Origin of the sequence: Nesterenkonia alba DSM 19423, assembly GCF_000421745.1 — a bacterium.
Classification (GTDB): Bacteria; Actinomycetota; Actinomycetes; order Actinomycetales; family Micrococcaceae; genus Nesterenkonia; species Nesterenkonia alba.
Genome location: NZ_ATXP01000003.1, coordinates 213,775 through 230,521, shown reverse-complemented (window position 1 = coordinate 230,521; position 16,747 = coordinate 213,775). Strand labels below are relative to the sequence as shown.

The 16,747-nt window shown below is 66.0% G+C and carries 16 protein-coding genes; 12 read left to right on the top strand and 4 right to left on the bottom strand.

Features of this window, described 5'->3' with window-relative positions:
- Positions 1–53: 53 nt before the first annotated feature.
- From H578_RS0104020 to H578_RS0104010, 3 genes are all read left to right on the top strand, one after another.
- Entirely contained in the window at positions 54–1,733 is a 1,680-nt protein-coding gene (locus tag H578_RS0104020) for a glycosyltransferase family 29 protein (RefSeq protein ID WP_022872416.1), read from the top strand.
- 94 nt (positions 1,734–1,827) lie between these two features.
- Positions 1,828–2,904: an LCP family protein gene (locus H578_RS13155; protein WP_033420211.1), complete on the top strand. Its 1,077-nt coding sequence runs from the start codon at positions 1,828–1,830 to the stop codon at positions 2,902–2,904.
- Between the two features lie 118 nt (positions 2,905–3,022).
- On the top strand, positions 3,023–4,555 hold the full coding sequence (locus tag H578_RS0104010) for a variant leucine-rich repeat-containing protein (RefSeq protein ID WP_022872415.1): 1,533 nt from the start codon (positions 3,023–3,025) through the stop codon (positions 4,553–4,555).
- A gap of 101 nt (positions 4,556–4,656) precedes the next feature.
- On the opposite strand, the gene H578_RS0104005 is transcribed toward H578_RS0104010, so the two are convergent.
- Positions 4,657–5,733, bottom strand: a complete 1,077-nt coding sequence (locus H578_RS0104005; RefSeq protein WP_156837201.1) for a CDP-glycerol glycerophosphotransferase family protein — start codon at positions 5,731–5,733, stop codon at positions 4,657–4,659.
- A 217-nt stretch (positions 5,734–5,950) separates the two neighbouring features.
- Here H578_RS0104005 and H578_RS0104000 point away from each other — a divergent pair, with 217 nt between their 5' ends.
- Positions 5,951–7,252 carry a M16 family metallopeptidase gene (locus tag H578_RS0104000; RefSeq protein WP_022872413.1) on the top strand — a complete coding sequence of 434 codons (1,302 nt, stop codon included), beginning with the start codon at positions 5,951–5,953 and terminating at the stop codon, positions 7,250–7,252.
- Between the two features lie 23 nt (positions 7,253–7,275).
- Here the strand turns inward: H578_RS0104000 and H578_RS0103995 are convergent, their stop codons facing one another.
- A complete protein-coding gene (locus tag H578_RS0103995; RefSeq protein WP_022872412.1) occupies positions 7,276–8,349 on the bottom strand; it encodes an acetamidase/formamidase family protein in 1,074 nt (357 codons plus the stop codon).
- Positions 8,350–8,462: 113 nt separating this feature from the next.
- On the opposite strand from H578_RS0103995, the gene H578_RS13150 reads away from it, so the two are divergent.
- From H578_RS13150 to H578_RS0103970, 4 genes are read left to right on the top strand one after another with little or no spacing between them, the layout of a single operon-like run.
- Positions 8,463–9,224 carry a GntR family transcriptional regulator gene (locus H578_RS13150; protein ID WP_169558495.1) on the top strand — a complete coding sequence of 254 codons (762 nt, stop codon included), beginning with the start codon at positions 8,463–8,465 and terminating at the stop codon, positions 9,222–9,224.
- Positions 9,225–9,253: 29 nt separating this feature from the next.
- Complete coding sequence (locus H578_RS13145; protein WP_022872409.1) at positions 9,254–10,249, top strand: Bug family tripartite tricarboxylate transporter substrate binding protein; 996 nt, start codon at positions 9,254–9,256, stop codon at positions 10,247–10,249.
- A 60-nt stretch (positions 10,250–10,309) separates the two neighbouring features.
- Positions 10,310–10,762: a tripartite tricarboxylate transporter TctB family protein gene (locus tag H578_RS15440; protein WP_028463921.1), complete on the top strand. Its 453-nt coding sequence runs from the start codon at positions 10,310–10,312 to the stop codon at positions 10,760–10,762.
- 12 nt (positions 10,763–10,774) lie between these two features.
- Positions 10,775–12,301: a tripartite tricarboxylate transporter permease gene (locus H578_RS0103970; RefSeq protein WP_028463920.1), complete on the top strand. Its 1,527-nt coding sequence runs from the start codon at positions 10,775–10,777 to the stop codon at positions 12,299–12,301.
- Between the two features lie 25 nt (positions 12,302–12,326).
- On the opposite strand, the gene H578_RS0103965 is transcribed toward H578_RS0103970, so the two are convergent.
- On the bottom strand, positions 12,327–12,692 hold the full coding sequence (locus H578_RS0103965) for a MoaD/ThiS family protein (protein WP_022872408.1): 366 nt from the start codon (positions 12,690–12,692) through the stop codon (positions 12,327–12,329).
- Positions 12,693–12,696: 4 nt separating this feature from the next.
- Positions 12,697–13,794, bottom strand: a complete 1,098-nt coding sequence (moaA, locus tag H578_RS0103960) for a GTP 3',8-cyclase MoaA (RefSeq protein ID WP_051130766.1) — start codon at positions 13,792–13,794, stop codon at positions 12,697–12,699.
- Between moaA and H578_RS0103955 the strand changes: the two genes are divergently transcribed.
- The 4 genes from H578_RS0103955 to H578_RS0103940 are packed head-to-tail and all read left to right on the top strand — an operon-like array spanning position 13,793 to position 16,747.
- A complete protein-coding gene (locus tag H578_RS0103955) occupies positions 13,793–15,181 on the top strand; it encodes a molybdopterin molybdotransferase MoeA (protein ID WP_022872406.1) in 1,389 nt (462 codons plus the stop codon). The two genes, moaA and H578_RS0103955, sit on opposite strands and share 2 nt — an antisense overlap.
- Positions 15,178–15,666 carry a cyclic pyranopterin monophosphate synthase MoaC gene (gene moaC, locus H578_RS16160; RefSeq protein WP_022872405.1) on the top strand — a complete coding sequence of 163 codons (489 nt, stop codon included), beginning with the start codon at positions 15,178–15,180 and terminating at the stop codon, positions 15,664–15,666. Before H578_RS0103955 ends, moaC begins: the two co-directional genes overlap by 4 nt.
- Positions 15,663–16,253: a MogA/MoaB family molybdenum cofactor biosynthesis protein gene (locus H578_RS13135; RefSeq protein ID WP_245554890.1), complete on the top strand. Its 591-nt coding sequence runs from the start codon at positions 15,663–15,665 to the stop codon at positions 16,251–16,253. The genes moaC and H578_RS13135 overlap by 4 nt, the downstream gene beginning before the upstream one ends.
- Positions 16,250–16,747 carry a molybdenum cofactor biosynthesis protein MoaE gene (locus H578_RS0103940; protein WP_022872403.1) on the top strand — a complete coding sequence of 166 codons (498 nt, stop codon included), beginning with the start codon at positions 16,250–16,252 and terminating at the stop codon, positions 16,745–16,747. The genes H578_RS13135 and H578_RS0103940 overlap by 4 nt, the downstream gene beginning before the upstream one ends.

The following is a 16,747-nucleotide window of genomic DNA, read 5'->3' as shown; positions in this document are numbered from 1 at the left end:
CTGCCCCGGGTGAACAACGCGACCGCCGAGCGTGCTGACCAGGAGTGCTGCCCATGGCTGTGAGCCTGCATGGCCTGCGCGGGAAAATCGCTGCCGCCGCAGTGGTCAAAGGGGTCGCCTGCCGCCTCGCCCGGGTGCCGGGGGCCGCCAGAGTACTCGAAGCCGTCGCCGAGCGGGTCGAACCCGAAGACGTCACCACAGGGGAAGCCGACCCCACCAGTACCTACCGCGGTATCCTCGCCGGACTGCTCAAAGACGCCCTCGGCGAGGATGAGACCGAACCCGGTGAGGCGATCGTCTACGACCCGGTCGCCGGGCTGGTACCGGCAACAGAACCGGAGTCCGCACCGCAGGTAGACAGCCTCAAGGCCCGCGCTGAAGAAGACCCCACCAGCGGCAACCTCATCGCCGTGGCCGCCGCGGCCCGCAAACCCTACATCGGGGATCTCGACACCGCCGCCGAATACTACGAACGCGCCTTTGAGACCAACCCCAAAGACCTCCGCGCCATCGAAGGGATCCTCACCTGCGGAGCCCGCACCCACTACGACTGGCAGCGCATCTGGGAAGCCGCAGCCACCCTGAAACCCACCCGCGGGCTGCTGAAAACCGGCTCCCGATTCTGGGACCCGATCAACGAACTCTTCCAGCCCGACCCCCCGGCCGAAGCGATCCGGCGCAGCCTGCCGCTCCTGGATCAATATCAGGACAAAGTCGCAGGCCTCAACCAGCTACTGATCGAGACCATCGCCGCACGGCTGATGTTCCTCGGCGAATTCCGCCCCGCGGTGGCCCTGCGGCGGCTCACCGCGCAGAACAGGGTCCGCGAACTGCGTCACATCCCCCTGGAATCACCCCTGTGGCTGAAACACCTGCTCGGCGCCTACGCCTACTTAGGGGAGACAGAGAAGCTCACCAAAACAGCGGCCCGACCCTTCGTGGACACTCCCGATGCGGTGACCCGCTGGGCGGTGGAGAAACTCGCCGCCGACGCCGCCCTCTTCTCCGGGGATCCCGAACCGCTGCGCCAGCACGCCGCCGAGCGCGCGGCAACCACCCCACTGACCGCCGAGGACACCTTCGCCGAGCTCATCAACGGGGCCCGGGTCGCCGTCGTCGGCCCCGCACCCACCAAGGAAGAACTCGGCGCGTTCATTGACGACCACGACGTGGTCATCCGCACCCGCTTCACCCCGGAGTTCACCGCCACTCATGCGGCACGGGCCGGCAGCCGCACCGACATCGCCTACTACGCCGGCCACGACCTGCCCGGGCTCTACGACGACGTCGGCCGCGCCACCGAGACCGGGCAACTGCGCCTGGCGGTGGCCCGGCCGCTCTACCGACCCGTCGTTGAGAACCCGCCGGACTGGTTACGCTTCGCCCGGTTCGAATTCGGGCTCTACCACCGGGGCGCACCCCTGGGGATCCAAAGGATCCTCTACGACCTGCTGCAGTTCCGGCCAGCGGAGATCAACCTGATGCACGCTGACTTCTACGCCGGTTCGGCCGCTTTCGCCTCCGGGTACCGGCAGGCGGCCACCGGATTCGGGCCCCGCCAGGCCATCAACGACCTGGTCATGATGCATGATCTGCGTTACGAATTCACCATCACCCAGCAGCTGGTCACCGCGGGACTCGTCACCGCCCACGGCACCGCCGCAGAGGTCCTCAGTCTGGAAGAAGAGACCTACCTCACCCGGTTAGAAAACGGGCCGCTGGGCAGCAGCTGACCGGCACACTCACTGGCGGTAGCCACCCGGTGTGCGGATAGTGCCCGGCATGGCGGTTGTGAGCGTATCCGGGGTGTCCCGTACCCTGGAGCGCGTGACTGATGAACTGCTCCACGAGGTCGACGAGCAACCCAGGAACAAATCCCTGGCCAAGCGCGTCGCCGTTATGACGCTCTCGGCGGCGCTCGTGCTCGTCGTTGGAGGGGTCGCCATCGCCGCGCTCTTCCTGAACTCCGTGCGCGGGGCCTACGAAGACTCCGTCAACGTGATCCCCGAAAGCGACGGCGTCGAGGGCCACGAACAGCCCGACGCCGTCACCCGCACCGAAACCGGCGAAGACGGGGAAGACATCGAAGTCCCCGACGATCAGCTCAACATTCTGCTCATCGGCTCCGACGCCGGTGGCGGTTCCGGTGAAGACGAGAACGTCCCCTGGCTGCCCAACGCCGGCCGGGCCGACGCCATGATGCTGGTCCACATCCCGCACGACCGGGAAAGCGTCTACATGATGAGCATCATGCGGGACACCTGGGTTCCGATCCCCGGACACGGGGAAGCGAAAATCAACGCCGCCTTAAGCTTCGGTGAAGGGGCCGAATACGCCCAGGCCGCCGTGGAGAACATGTTCGGTGTGCCCATCGACCATGTGGCCGCAGTCGATATGCAGGGCTTCCAAGGGCTGGTCGCAGAAATGGGCGGGGTCACCGTGGACTCACCGGTGGCTTTCACCTCCCGCGACGGATACCAGTTCCAGGCGGGCCCGCAACACATGAACGAATCCCAAGCACTAAGCTTTGTGCGGGAACGCCGCGCCTTCAGCGACGGCGACTACCAGCGCGTGCAGAACCAGCAGGCCTTCATGCGCGGGGTTATCGAAGACGTCGCCACCCCCCAGACTCTGAGCAACCCCGCCCGGGTGCACAGCATGGTCAGCGGATTCAGCCCCCACATGTCCGTGGACTCCCGGCTGGCCGACGGCGGCTACGTGGCAGACCTCGGCTGGGAACTGCGTAACATCCGCGGTGGAGACATCGAAACCTTCACCCTCCCCAACCTGGGTACCGGACGTGCCGGCAGCGAATCCATTGTGGTCGCCGACTGGGACGCCATCGAAGAAGCCGGCGAAGCCATGCGCGAAGGCAGCTTCGACGAGTTCGCTGCCCAACAGTAAGGCAGAGCCCACGCCGCAGCGCCGGCCTCATGCGCGCTGGTGAGCGGCCCGCGGGTGCGGTGTCACCTAGCTGCCGGGATTCGGCGTGTCCTCTCCGCTGGCCATATGCTGGACGGCTATGAGCACCGAGGACGAGTACGCAGAGATTGAAGCCCTCGCGTCACATCCGGAGACCGACTGGGACGTTCTGCACTGGATCGCGGAGAACTACCCCGAGCTGCGGCCGGCTGTGGCCGCCAACCCCGGCACCTACCAGGAGCTCATCGACGCGCTCGCCTCCCTCGGTGACCCGCAGATTGACGTGGCCATCGCGTCCCGGCACCCCGGGCGGGATGTCTCCAGTGCCCAAGCCTCCACCAATCCGCTGGCGGGCATGTATGACACCGAAACCCAGCAGGCCATCCCCGCCTACCAGGAAGAACCAGCCTCCGAGCTCCCCCCAGAGCCGGAGCTGGATCATGCCCCCGCACCGGAAGCTGAGCCCGAGCCTGGGGTGGGCCCGGGGTCCGAGGAACCCGCACCGGAATTCTTCGAGGACCCGGCAGCCAGTGCAGCCACACCGCAGACACCCCCTGCGAAGGCACCCGAGGCTGCTGATGCGCCGGAGCATCAGGGCTTCACAGCGGCTGACTCGCCGCTGCGACTGCGGCCCGATGACCACTACGAGCCACCCCGAGACCCCTACGCGGCGGAGCCAGGCCTCAGCACCGGAGAGCACCCCTCGGTGCTGGCCCCCGCCGGACCCGTCGGGTACCGGGAGTCCACCGGGGAGGAAAACTCTGAGACCGAGCCCGCCGGCGGTAGCCGCGGGAACGCGCTGATGTATACCGGCCTGGTGCTCATCGCCGTCGGTGTGCTCACCGGGGTGATGTTCTTAGCGGGAATGTTCTTCGGCGGTGAGGACGATCCGGTGGCCGAACCCGAACCCACCGAGGGGCCCTTCACCCAGGCACCAGCCGAAGAAGAAGACGAGGACACCACCGAAGAAGAAGCCGCCGAAGGCCCCGATGAGGACGCCCTGGCCCAGGCGCGGGCCGCCCTCGCCGCCCTACCGGAGGAAAGCAGCTGCGAAGCCACCGATGATGCCGGGGTGCTGGCCGAATTCCTCTCCGCCGGAGCCGACGATGAGAACTTCCCCGCCGAGGAGCACACCAGCGAGCTGGAAGAAGCCCTCGCTGGACTGCAAGACACCTGCGACGCCGAACACGCCGGAGAAGTAGTCTCCGAAGTCCGGGCGGGAACCGAAGCGGGCAACGCACCCGAGGTGCTCGCCGGGCTGGACTACGACTGGGTCGACCGGGGCTTAGCCGACCGGGGTGCCGAGGTGGTGACCGGATTCGCCGCCCACGACGGCAACATCGAATGTGTCTTCGACGACGGCGTCCGCTGCACCGTCTACGACCACAACTTCTCCGCACCCGACGGTTGCGAGGACGGAACCACCTACCAGCTGCAGGTCACCGGGGCCTCCCTGGCCTGTGAGGCCACCGTGGAACCTGAAGGCCGCGAAGAATTCAGTGCCGACGACCTCGCCACCGACGGGTTCCTCGAATGCGCGGTCCTCGATGACCGGGTCAGCTGCTACAGCGCCTTGAACCCCGGGCTAGGTTTTGAGGTCTCGGAGACCGGCCACTACACCTACGGCGGATAAGGGCTGGTGAGGCCCCTGCCGTTCGAGCCGGCCCAATGGGTCCACCTGGTTAGCCCACCTGGTCAGTCCAACTGGTAAGCCCACCTGGTTAGCTCAGCTGGTCAGTCCAGCTTGAGTTCGGCGACGATCTTCTCCGCACACCGTGGCGGCTGACGAGGCAGTTCTCCGTCCGGCTCACAGATGAAGTCCAGGTGCTGCTGGCGCCACGGGCGGTAGTCGCACTCCACCGGCGGTAGGCACTGGGCCACCGCTTCCTTGGAGGTCTTCACCACCGGGCCAGGCACAGCCTCCTCATAGTTCTCCATGGGCAGCCCGCGGGAGGCGCGGAACTCTTCGAGGTCGTAGGCCCAATAGACGGTGGGGATATCCAGCAGTGCGGCCTCATAGGTCACCGCCGAGTAATCGGTGATGACGACGTCGGCCACGGTGAGCCAGTCGAGCACGTTGAACTCGGTGCCGATGAGGGTGCCATTGTCCGCAGGTAACTCGGTCTTATCCTGCGGGTGGGGGATGATGACGAGGGTGTCGGCGTCGTCGGCTTGTTGGGCGAACGCCGCAGCCAGGCGCTGATACGGGATCCCGCGGCCCCGGCGGGAGGTCGGGGTGTAGAGCACCGTACGTCCGGTGGCCAGCTCCGGGTAGCGAGTGAGAATTTTCTCCCGTGCCGCGGCGGTGCGCTGCTCATCAAGCAGGTAGTCGATCCGGGCTGCGCCGAGGGGTTTGATGAGCTCGCGGTCGATGTGGAACGCGCGGGCGAAGATCTCAGTGGGCACCGTGCCGGCGGCGCACATGAACGTGTAATTCTGGTGCATGCGCATCACCTGGGCCACCTTGGGATCAGGCCCCTCCGGGGTGCCGGTCACCATATAGGCGAAGTTCTTGAACCCGCCCAGGGCATGCCAGATCTGACCCACGGGCAGATCTTTGCGGTGGTTGAGCACGCTGACCGGGATGATGTAACCATCCACCAGGATGCCGCGGCAGGTCGCCAAGTGGTACATCTCCCGCAGGGCGGCGATCAGGTAGCCGGCCGAGAGCTTCTTATGCCGGATGACTTTGATCCGGTACTCGGGGTGGTGGCTGCTGATGGCCTCTTTCAGCAGGGCGAAATCCACGCGCGACTGCCGCAAGTCCCGGGTCATCAGAACCACTTTCTTCTGGACCGGCAGCAGTTTCATCACCGCATAGATCACCCGAGCCCCGACCACAAGGACCCCCAGAGCGTGTGGCAGGATACGTCTGATGTGCGCGATCCTTCCTGCCTGACCAGGCGGTCTCCGTACGGGCACGAGTGCCGGACCGAGCCGCTCGGCCCGGCTAACATCGCCACCCTAACGCATCCTGTACCCGTCTTCTGGATTTCTGGATGTGAGCTTTCCGGTACCGTGGATTGCTATGCGCGTGGACATTACCCCGACGACAGAAGGAGTCCTCAACGCCGACGCCGGCTCCACCGTGCGGCGCACCGTGCTTCCCTCCGGAGTGCGTGTCCTCACCGAAGAAATGCCCGGTGTGCGATCGGTCACGCTGGGTTACTGGGTGGCGGTGGGATCCCGGGACGAAGCCGAGCACCAGTACGGTTCCACCCACTTCCTCGAGCACCTGCTGTTCAAGGGAACCCGGCGCCGCTCAGCGTTGGACATCGCGGCCGCCTTCGACGCCGTCGGCGGGGAATCCAATGCGATGACCGGCAAGGAATCCACCTGCTACTACGCCCGGGTGCTTGATGCCGATCTGCCCATGGCCGCTGAGGTGCTCACCGATATGGTGACCTCGGCGATCATCGCCCCCGATGAGATGGAACTGGAACGCGGGGTGATCCTCGAAGAGCTCGCCATGGCCGAAGACGACCCCTCCGACGTCGTCCACGAACGTTTCGCCGCCCAGGTGCTCTCCAACCACCCCTTGGGTCGGCCGATCGGCGGCACCCCGGAGGCCATCCGTGCCGCCACCCGTGAGGATGTCTGGGACCACTACACCCGCTGGTACCGGCCTGATGAACTGGTCATCACCGCAGCCGGGGGACTGCGCCATGACGAACTCTGCCAGGTGGTCCACGAAGCGCTCGAGGCCTCGGCGTGGGATGTGAGCATCTCCGGCTATCCGGCGCCCCGGCGGCTCGGTGAGGCAGTGCAGATCCCGGTCCAAGAGGGTGTGGAGCACCACCGCAAGGATGTTGAGCAGGCCCAGGTGATCGTCGGAGGCCGGGGGATGCCCGCCCACGATGACGACCGGTTTGCCCTGAGCCTGTTACACGCGGTGCTCGGCGGCGGAATGAGCTCCCGCCTGTTCCAGGAAGTCCGGGAACGCCGCGGCCTGGCGTATTCGACGTTCTCCTTCTCCGCGGCCTTCACCGACGCCGGATACTTCGGGCTCTATGCCGGATGTCTGCCGCAGAAAGTCCAGACCGTGGTGGATGTGATGACCGCTGAACTCGAACACCTTGCCGAAACGCCCGTGGGCGCTGAGGAGCTCGCCCGGGCCAAAGGGCAACTCCGTGGGGCCACGGTGCTGGGGATGGAGGAGACCAGCTCCCGCATGTCCCGGCTGGGCAAAGCTGAACTGGTGCGCGGAGAGTACACCGATATCTCCGAATCGCTGGCGAAACTGGACGCGGTGACCGCTTTCGATGTCCAGCGTGTGGCCCAGCGGCTGGTGGCCTCACCCCGAGCCATCACCGTGGTCGGACCCGCCTAGAGCGGCCAGTGAGACCAGCCAGCTCAGACCCAGGCGGTCCAATCGGCCTTGCGGATCATGCAGTGGATCCCCTTGACGCCATCGACCACCTGGGAAACCTCGAAGTCCCCGGCGGCAGAGAGATAAGCCAGGGCCACATCCCGGGGCACGCCGAAACGGTGGTTCAAGAACGCGATGGCATTGCGGGTGGCGTTGGCCATGGCCACGTTGAGGTCCTCGTCGAGGCCGGAAGGAATCCAGTGTTCGGGGGTTTCGACCACCGGTCCCACGGCCCCGCCGATCACCTCACCGGCGCATGGGGCCGGCAGAATGGACAGCCGCAGCGTGGCCCGCAGTGAGGCCTCCATGGCAGTCAGTGCCACCTCCCCGTTGCCCTGGGCGAAGTGTGGATCCCCGGTGTAAAACAGGGCACCCTCGGTATTGACCGGTAGGTAGAGCGTGGTGCCGGCTACGGCGTGTTTGATGTCGATGTTCCCGCCGTATTCACCGGGCGGGGAGCTCTTCACTGCGTGCTCGGCGGCCGGGGCGGTTCCCATCAGGCCCAGGAACGGTGCCAGCGGGAAACGCACGGTGCGCCCGGCCCCGGCGTCGATGAACCCGTGCTCGGCTCCCTGGTGGTTCTCCACCCAGCTGAAGTGGCTGACATTGCCCTCGGACTCCGGGAATTCTCCCGGTAACGCCCCACGGCCGTGCCGGTTACTCACCACCCCGTAGGGGACCCGCCTGTGCAGCTGGAGGATCTCCACCTGCAGGGTGTCCCCGGGCTGGGCCCCGGCCACGTGGATCGGGCCGGTGACCACATGGGCTCCGGCGTCTGGGCCCAGTGGTGTATCCGATGCTGCCATCCCGACGGCATCCTCGAGCACCTCATCGACGCCGTGGCGGGCAAAGAAGCCCACCGGGTCCCGGCCCTGGTCCGGCAGGATCCCCTCATGGGAGAGCGTGTCGATGGTGACCGAAGCACCAGGTGCCACCTCGAGGACCGGGGGAGTCGACGTCGTCGGCAACCACCCCCAGATGGAGGTGGCCGGTGTGGTGGGCAGGTAGTGATCCCCCGGGATCGGCCCCGTACCAGGCTGGAGAATGCTGCGGCTCATCGCGCTCCTTCGTTTTTCCGCAGAGTGGAAACGTAAAGATTCCACGGCCGATTTACAGTCAGGATTTCTCGATGAAACCTACCTGTAACACCTCATCTTTAGTGTGTTCCACCATGTATACATCAGTGTCCACACATCGGCATAACGAGCCGATGGATGACGCTCCGGCCGTGGGTGCCGGCGGCGGCTCGGCGACCGACCGGGTCTACGCCGGGCTGCGCAACGACATCCGCGCCGGGCGGGTCTACCCGTGGGACCGCTTAACGGAGAAGACCATCGGAGCGCATTTCGGAGTCTCCCGGACCCCGGTACGGGAAGCCCTAGCGCGGCTAGTGGCCGAAGGTCTGCTGCAGCGCAATGCCGACGGAGTGGGACTGGTCCTGCCCGATGCTGACACTATCGGGGGACTCTACGAGGCGCGTCTGGCCATCGAACTCCAAGGCATCCGCCGGGTCGCCGCCGGAGCGGCCAGCTACGACCTTCAGATCCTCGATGACCTCGAGCAGACCTGGGAGCAGGTCCTCACCGACCCACCGGAGATCGAACCGAGTCTGACCTCCTGGGATGAGGCCTTCCACCGCGGAGTGCTCGCCGCCGCAGGAGAACCGGCCCTGGTCGATGTGCTCGGCCACATTAACGACCGGATTCGTGCGTTGCGGATGTATGGCTACATCGCCCCCGAGCAGCTGGCCTCCTCCGCCGCCGGACACCTGCGGGTCATCCAGGCGCTGAAAAACCAACGGTACGACGACGGCGAAGAAGCCCTCACCGAGCACATCGTCTCCACCCGCAACGACTCCCTGGCCCGCGCGCTGCACGGTGCCCAGGCACCGGGCTTCGCCCGGCCCCGCAGACTTCCGCACCAGGACACATAAGACCAGCAACTATGAGGAGAACAACAACGATGAAGAAGACCACCACGCTCATCGGCGCGACCGCCGCGCTCGCCCTGCTGGCCACCGCCTGCGACAACGGCGGCGCCGAGGCCGGGGGAGACGAAGACTTCCCCACTCAGGACATCGAAATGGTGATCCCCTACCCGCCCGGTGGCGGTTCCGATGTGCTCTTCCGGCTCATGGCCGAATACGCCTCCGAAGAGCTTGATGTCACGATCACCCCCTCCAATGTGGAGGGAGCCTCCGCCACCGTGGGGTCCCGCCAGGTGATGGAAGCCGACCCCGATGGCTACACCATCCTCGGGTCCCACCAGGTGGTGGCAGCGGCCTACCACAACAACATCGTCGACTACGGCTTCGACGCCTTCGAACCCATCGCCCTGGGGACCATCACCCCGCACTTACCGTCGGTCTCCACACAGTTCGCCGAGGAGAACGACATCGAGGACCTCCAAGACTTCCTCGACTACGTCGAAGCCAACCCGAACACCGTCAACTGGGGCTTCACCACCGGCTCTGAGGACCACTACTCGATTGCCGCGATTCTCGATACCGCCGGGCTGGACACCAACATCCTCAACTACGTCGACTACGACGGCACCGGGCCGCAGTACGCCGGCCTGGTGGCCGGTGAAATCGACGGGATGACCGGGGACTACGCCTCCGCAGAGGGGTACATCGAAGACGGCGACCTCTTCCCGCTGGGCATCGTCGCCGAAGAACGCGACCCCAACCTGCCTGACCTGCCCACCGTGCAGGAACAGGGCGTGGACTACACCCTGACAGTGGACCGCGGTTTCTTCGCCCCCGAGGGCACCCCGGATGACCGCATCGAGATCATCGCCGAGGCTTTCGAAGCCGCGGTGAACAACCCCGATTTCCAGGAAGACGTCGAAGAGCTCGGCTCCTACAGCAACTTCCTGGGGCCGGATGAGTACCAGGACCACCTCGACGAACTCGATCAGGCCATGGCTGAACTGGCCGATCAGATGCAGGCCTTCTGAGCCCCCTGCTGGAGCACACCACGATGATGACCACGACGACGCAGACACAGGAGAGTGCCCATGGCTGACCGGGTCTTCGCTCTGGTGCTGATGGTGCTGGTGGCCGCGTTCTGGGTGGAATCGGCCCAGCTTCCCGGCCCCAGTGGGGGTGCCGCCGTGGGGCCGGCCTTCTTGCCGCGGATCATCCTGGCGACCATCTTCGCCCTGTCAGTACTGCTGGTCGTGCAGAGCTTCCTCAAAGCGGAGGAGGCCGTCCGATTTACTGGAATCGGCGGCTTCTTCCGCCTGCACTGGCGGGTGCCGGCCCTGCTGGCCGCCGTGGGGGTCTACATCGCGCTGATGGACCCCCTGGGATTCGTGGTCGCCTCGATCATTTTCCTCGCCGGGGCATTCGCCCTGCTGATCCGCGAGTACACCCGCGGTGTGGTGATCGCAGCCGCACTGATCGCCGTCGGACTGCCCTTCGGCCTGAACTATCTGTTCCGCACGGTGCTGAGCACCTTCCTGCCCTAGGGAGAGACACGCATGGACTTCGCCCACATCCTCGAGGCCGCCGGTGAGCTGGCCCAGCCGATGGTGCTGCTGACCATCTTCGCCGGGGTGTTCTTCGGCATCATCGCCGGGTCCATCCCGGGGTTCACCTTCACCATGGCGCTGGTGCTCGCCTTCCCGTTTACCTTCGCGATGGGTCCCATTCAAGGGCTGGCCCTGATGATCGGGATCTACATTGGGGGTCTGTCCGGAGGACTGATCGCTGGAACGCTCCTGGGGATCCCCGGGACGCCGTCGTCGGTGGTGACGATCTTCGATGGCTTCCCCATGACGAAGAACGGAGAACCGGCCCGTGCCCTGGGAATCGGCATCGCCGCCAGTGTCATCGGAACAATCCTCGGGGCGATCGTGCTCTTCGCCCTGGGCCCACTCATCGGGCGGCTGACGTTGAACTTCGGGCCGTGGGAGATCTTCTCCCTGGTGCTGTTCGCCCTGACCCTCGTCGCTGGGCTGAGTGGCAAACACCTGGTCAAAGGACTCATCGCCGGGTGCTTAGGACTGCTGGTGGCGATGGTCGGGGTGGCCCCGACCGGTCAGCTGCGGTTCAACTTCGATAACCCACAGCTCTCCGGAGGTCTCGATGTGCTGCCGGTGCTCATCGGACTCTTCGCCATCTCCCAGTTACTCATCAACGTGGAGGAATCCCGCACCGACAACCGGCAGGCCGCCGCCGGTGCCGCTAAGATCCGAGTGCCGGTACGCCGAGTGGCCAAAGACATCTGGCAGGAAAAAGTCAACGTGGGCCGGTCCTCCATGGTCGGTACCTTCGTGGGCACCCTGCCCGCAGCCGGGGCCGAGTCGGCCAACTTCATCAGCTACGACCGGGCGAAGAAAGCCGAAAAGAAGAACCCCGAACAGTACGGGAAAGGTCACCCCGGTGGGATCGTGGCTTCCGAGGCCTCCAACTCCTCGGTGGCCGGTGGTGCCTTCATTCCCACCATCTCCCTGGGCATCCCCGGGGATGTGGCGCAGGCGATCATGATGGGCGCGTTGATCCTCCACGGGATCGCCCCCGGACCGGGACTGTTCGACCGGCAACCGGTGCTGGTCAACTCCATCTACCTGTCGATCATCGTCGCAGCCATCGGCGTGCTGGTCATCCAGACTCTGCTGCTGCCGTTCTTAGCACGGGTCACCATGGTGCCCAAAGCGGTCCTGGTGCCCAGCGTGCTGGTGCTCACCGCGGTCGGGTCCTACGCCCTGAACAACCGGATCTTCGACATCTGGGTGGTGCTCATCTTCGGGGTCATCGGTTACATCCTGGTGAAACTCTCCGTGCCCCTACCCCCGGTCATTCTGGGGCTCATTCTGGGCAGCACCCTGGAGGAATCCATGCTGCGGGCGCTGCAGATCGCCGAGCCGAGCGAGTTCATCACCCGGCCGATCTCCGCGGCGTTCCTGCTGCTGGCTCTGGCGTCAGTGGCCTTCGCGGTCTACCGCGGTATCCGGGGACGCTCCCGGGAAGCCACCGGGTTGGAAACCCAATCCACCGGACTGTGACCAGAGGCCCAGCGGTAGAGAAGGGCTACCCGCCGGCGAAGGGCGGAAGGATATCGAGCTGGTCCCCGTGGTGCACAACGGCCCGTTCCGGGTTCACCCGTGTTCCGTTGATGAGAAAGCTGGAGCGGCCACACACCCGCTCCAAGCTGGGGGAGGAGTTCCCAGTTGGAGGGTCTTGTGCACGTGCGGTACTGGCCTGATGGTCCGCCAGCAGGGCTGGCAGAGCCGCGATGAACTCATCCAACGGCGTCGGGCTCTTCTGGAGCCGAAACGTCAGCTGTTCGGCACCAGCGGCCTCCGCCGCCGAGGCGTAGAAGCACACGGTCACCGTGGCGGCGGCCTCCGGCGCCGGGTCTGGGGTGGAGGTCTGCGTGTTTGTCTCCGTGCTCATCGGGTTATCCTCCGATCGCCGACATCGACCGCTCCGGGCGAGTGAAACTCTCCAGCTCAAAGCCTGGCCGGTCCGTTCCGTGGGCCGCCGGCTTATTCCACATGGCATCGGCCCACCGGCGGGCAACATCGTGGTCGGTGGCGGTCTCGTCCCGCAGCAGGTGCATCAGATCGTACTCCTGGGTGGAGAACAGGCAACTCATCACTCGGCCCTCTGCGGTGATGCGAGTGCGGGTGCAGGCTGAGCAGAACGGTTCGGTCACCGAGGCGATGACGCCCACCCGCCCCAGCAGCTCGTCGGTGTCCCGGTCCAACACATCGAACCGTTCGGCAGGCGCTCCACCGCGGTCTTCATCGGTGGGCCGCAGCCGATAGCGGGTGCTCAGCAATTGCCGGGTCTCTTCGGCGCTCACCGTGCCTTCCCGCTTCCACTGCTGGTCAGCGTCCAACGGCATATGCTCGATGAACCGCAGCTCGAACCCCCGCTGCAGAGCCCACGCGAGCAGATCCGGGGCTTCGGCGTCATTGATCCCGCGCATCAGCACCGCATTGACCTTCAGAGGAGTCAGCCCGGCCCGTGCCGCACCCTCCACCCCGGTTAAGACCTTGTCCAGCTGGTCACGGCGGGTCAACTGGGCGAAGGTCTCCCGGTGGATCGAATCCAAGGAGATGTTCACCCGGGTCAGACCCGCCTCAGCCAGGGCGGCGGCCTTTCGTTCCAAACCAATGGCATTGGTCGTCATCGCGATGGGCAACTGCGGGTGATCGGCGCGGATTCCGGCGATGATATCCACCAGGTCGTGACGCACCAGTGGTTCCCCACCGGTCAGCCGCAGTTCCCGGACACCGAAGATCTCCACGGCGATACGTACCAGCCGGCGCACCTCATCTATGGTGAGCAGCTGATCCTTCTTCAACCACGGCAACCCACCCTCTGGCATGCAGTAGGTGCAGCGCAGATTGCACTTATCAATCAGTGAGATCCGCAGATCCGTAGCGCGGCGACCATAGGAATCGACCAGCCCGGCCTGCACCGGATGCGGTGAGGCAGCCGGAGCCTCGGCGCTTACCGGCCTCGGCTGAATCGATACGCTGGTCTTCATGCACAGCCATTCTACGTCCCGGGGCTCTTCTGAACAGGGGAAAGAGGCCGGCATCGCCGCGGGTGAACAGCCCCGGGCCAGTGTGGCCGAGCACATCGGCAGACTGCGGGAAGTCCTCGCGGCCGCCGTTGACCTCCGGGGCACGGAGTCGTTACCAGTCACCGCTGAGTTGGCCGGTCGCCTCGCCGCGGTGCGGATCACCGCCCCCGGTCCGTTACCCGGATTCGACAACTCCCAGATGGATGGATTCGCCGTGCGCAGCGCGGATGTGACACCCGGTGAGACCACCCTGCCGCTGGCCGGGATCGTGGCGGCCGGCTCCGCCCCCGGCCAGCTGCCCGCCGGTGCTGCGATTGCGGTGATGACCGGAGCGGCCATTCCCACCGGAGCCGACGTCGTCGTCCCCGTGGAGAAAACCCGGCACGGATTCACCGGAATCCACGACGCCGCAGACTCCGGTCCACCTGCTGAGGTCACCTTCACCGGACTCACCTGCGCTGATCTCACCGCCGGGCAGTACATCCGCCGCACCGGCAGTGACATCGCGACCCACGATGTGCTCGCCGAGGCGGGAGAACTGCTCACCCCACAACGGGTGGGGGTCCTGGCCGCCTGCGGTATCGACCGGGTGGAGGTCTTCGCCCCGGTGAGCACACTGGTCATCTCCACCGGCGAAGAATTGCGCAGCCCCGGCCAGCCACTGCACCCCGGGGAGCTCTACGACGCCAATGCCCCGCTGATCGGGGCCGTGCTCCAGCAGATGGGGCACCGGGTATCCACCGCGCAGCTGGCCACTGACGACCCCGAGACCTTCACCGCCGGGCTCACCGCACTCATCACCGCCCACCACCCCCAGCTGATCCTCACCGCCGGGGGTGTCAGCGCCGGGGCCTTCGAAGTGGTCCGGCAGGTGCTCAGTGCTCGCGGCATCCGCTTCGGCACAGTGGCCCAACAACCCGGCGGACCGCAAGGATGGGGGATCCTCGATGCTGAGCTCCCGGTACGAGGCCGGCAGAACCCACCTATAGCGGTGGTGTGCTTGCCCGGCAACCCGGTCAGCGCTGCAGTGAGCGTGGAGACCCTCCTGCGCCCGGCACTGAGCGCAGTGGACCCCAGTTGCCCGCCGCCGCGGCGGGTGGCGGTGCGTCTAGCCGAACCGCTGAGCTCCCGGCCGGGACTTCGGCAATACAGACGCGTAGAGTTGGAAGCCACCGAAGACGGCGTCCTCGCCCGAGCTGTCGGCGGCCCAAGTTCCCACTTGTTGGGACACCTGGCCCGAGCCGATGCGCTGCTGGAACTCACCGAGGACGACGTCGAGGTAGCGGCCGGAACCCACCGGGAGGCGATCCTGCTACCCGGCCGGCAGATACGACAAGGAGCCCTGTGAGTAACAGCCCGCAGTTCAGCCACGTCCGCCAGGACGGCACCGCCCATATGGTTGATGTCTCCGCCAAACCCGCTACCGCCCGCACCGCCCGGGCCCAGGCGGTACTGACCACCACCGAGGCGGTCATCGCCCAGCTCACCGAGGGTGGACTGCCCAAGGGGGACGCCCTGGCCACCGCACGGATCGCTGGGATTATGGCCGCCAAACGCACCCCTGATCTGGTTCCGCTGTGCCACCCGCTGCCCATCAGTAAGGCCACTGTGGACCTTGAGCCAGGAACCCCCCAGCCCACCGCGGTGCGGATCACCGCTGAGGTGAAGACCACCTCCCAAACCGGGGTGGAGATGGAAGCACTCACCGCTGCCTCGGTAGCAGCCCTGACGCTCTACGACATGATTAAAGCCGTCGACAAAACCGCCACCATCACCGAGACCAAGGTGCTGGCCAAAAGCGGCGGAAAATCCGGAGGATGGACCCGCGCATGAGTCACGACCACAGCCAGGACCCCTACGGCACTGAGACCCCCTACGACCCCCAGGCCCGGGTCATCGCCCCGGTCATCGTCTCCACCCGGGCCGCCACCGGGGTACACGAAGACCTCTCCGCCCCGATCATCGCCGAATACGCCGCCACGATCGGTTTCATCTGTCGGCCGCCGGTCATCATCCCCGATGGGGAAGGGGTCCTCGCCGCCCTCTCCGAACTGCTGGTGCAAGTGGAGCCGGCGGTCATCATCACCTCCGGGGGAACCGGGCTGACCCCCGATGACCTCACCCCCGAGTACACCGTCCCGCTGCTGGATAAAGAGATCCCCGGCATCATGGAGGCAGTCCGGGCCCACGGGCGCAGCAAGAACGTGCTGGCCTCTCTCTCCCGCGGAGTCGCCGGAGTCGCCGAAGGCACCGTGGTCATCAACCTGCCCGGCTCGCCGAAGGCCGTGCGGGAAGGAATGGAAGTCCTCACCGAGCTGCTGCCCCACCTGTGTGACCAGGTAGCCGATATCCGGGCCCACGAAGACTGGGGCGCATCCGCTGAACAGCGCCCCGGGTCAGACGAGGAGACCCCTGCATGAGCTCCGAGGCAGAGCAAACCCCCGCGCCGCTGAATCGCGACGGCTACCCCGCCGATGAGCCCTTCGAGTTCCCCCACGAGCGGGTGCTGGCGGCCACCATCACCGAGTCCCCGTTGAGCACAGTCGAAGCGGAGACAACCGCCGGCAATGAGCGGGCAGGCGCCGTCGTGGTCTTCTCCGGGATAGTGCGCAACCACGATGCCGGCCAGCCTGTGACCCGGCTTGACTACTCCGCTCACCCCAGCGCCCAGCAGGTGCTCACCGATGTGGCGACCACGATCGCGGCCAAGCACCCCACGGTGCGGATCTATGCCGCCCACCGGATCGGCAGTCTGCAGGTCGGTGACCACGCACTTGTGGCTGCAGTGGCCAGTGCGCACCGGGCTGAGGCCTTTGAAGCCTGCGCAGAACTGGTGGAGACCATCAAAGCCGAGGTGCCGATCTGGAAAAAGCAGCACTTCACCGGTGGCTCCTCCGAGTGGGTGGGGCTCTGA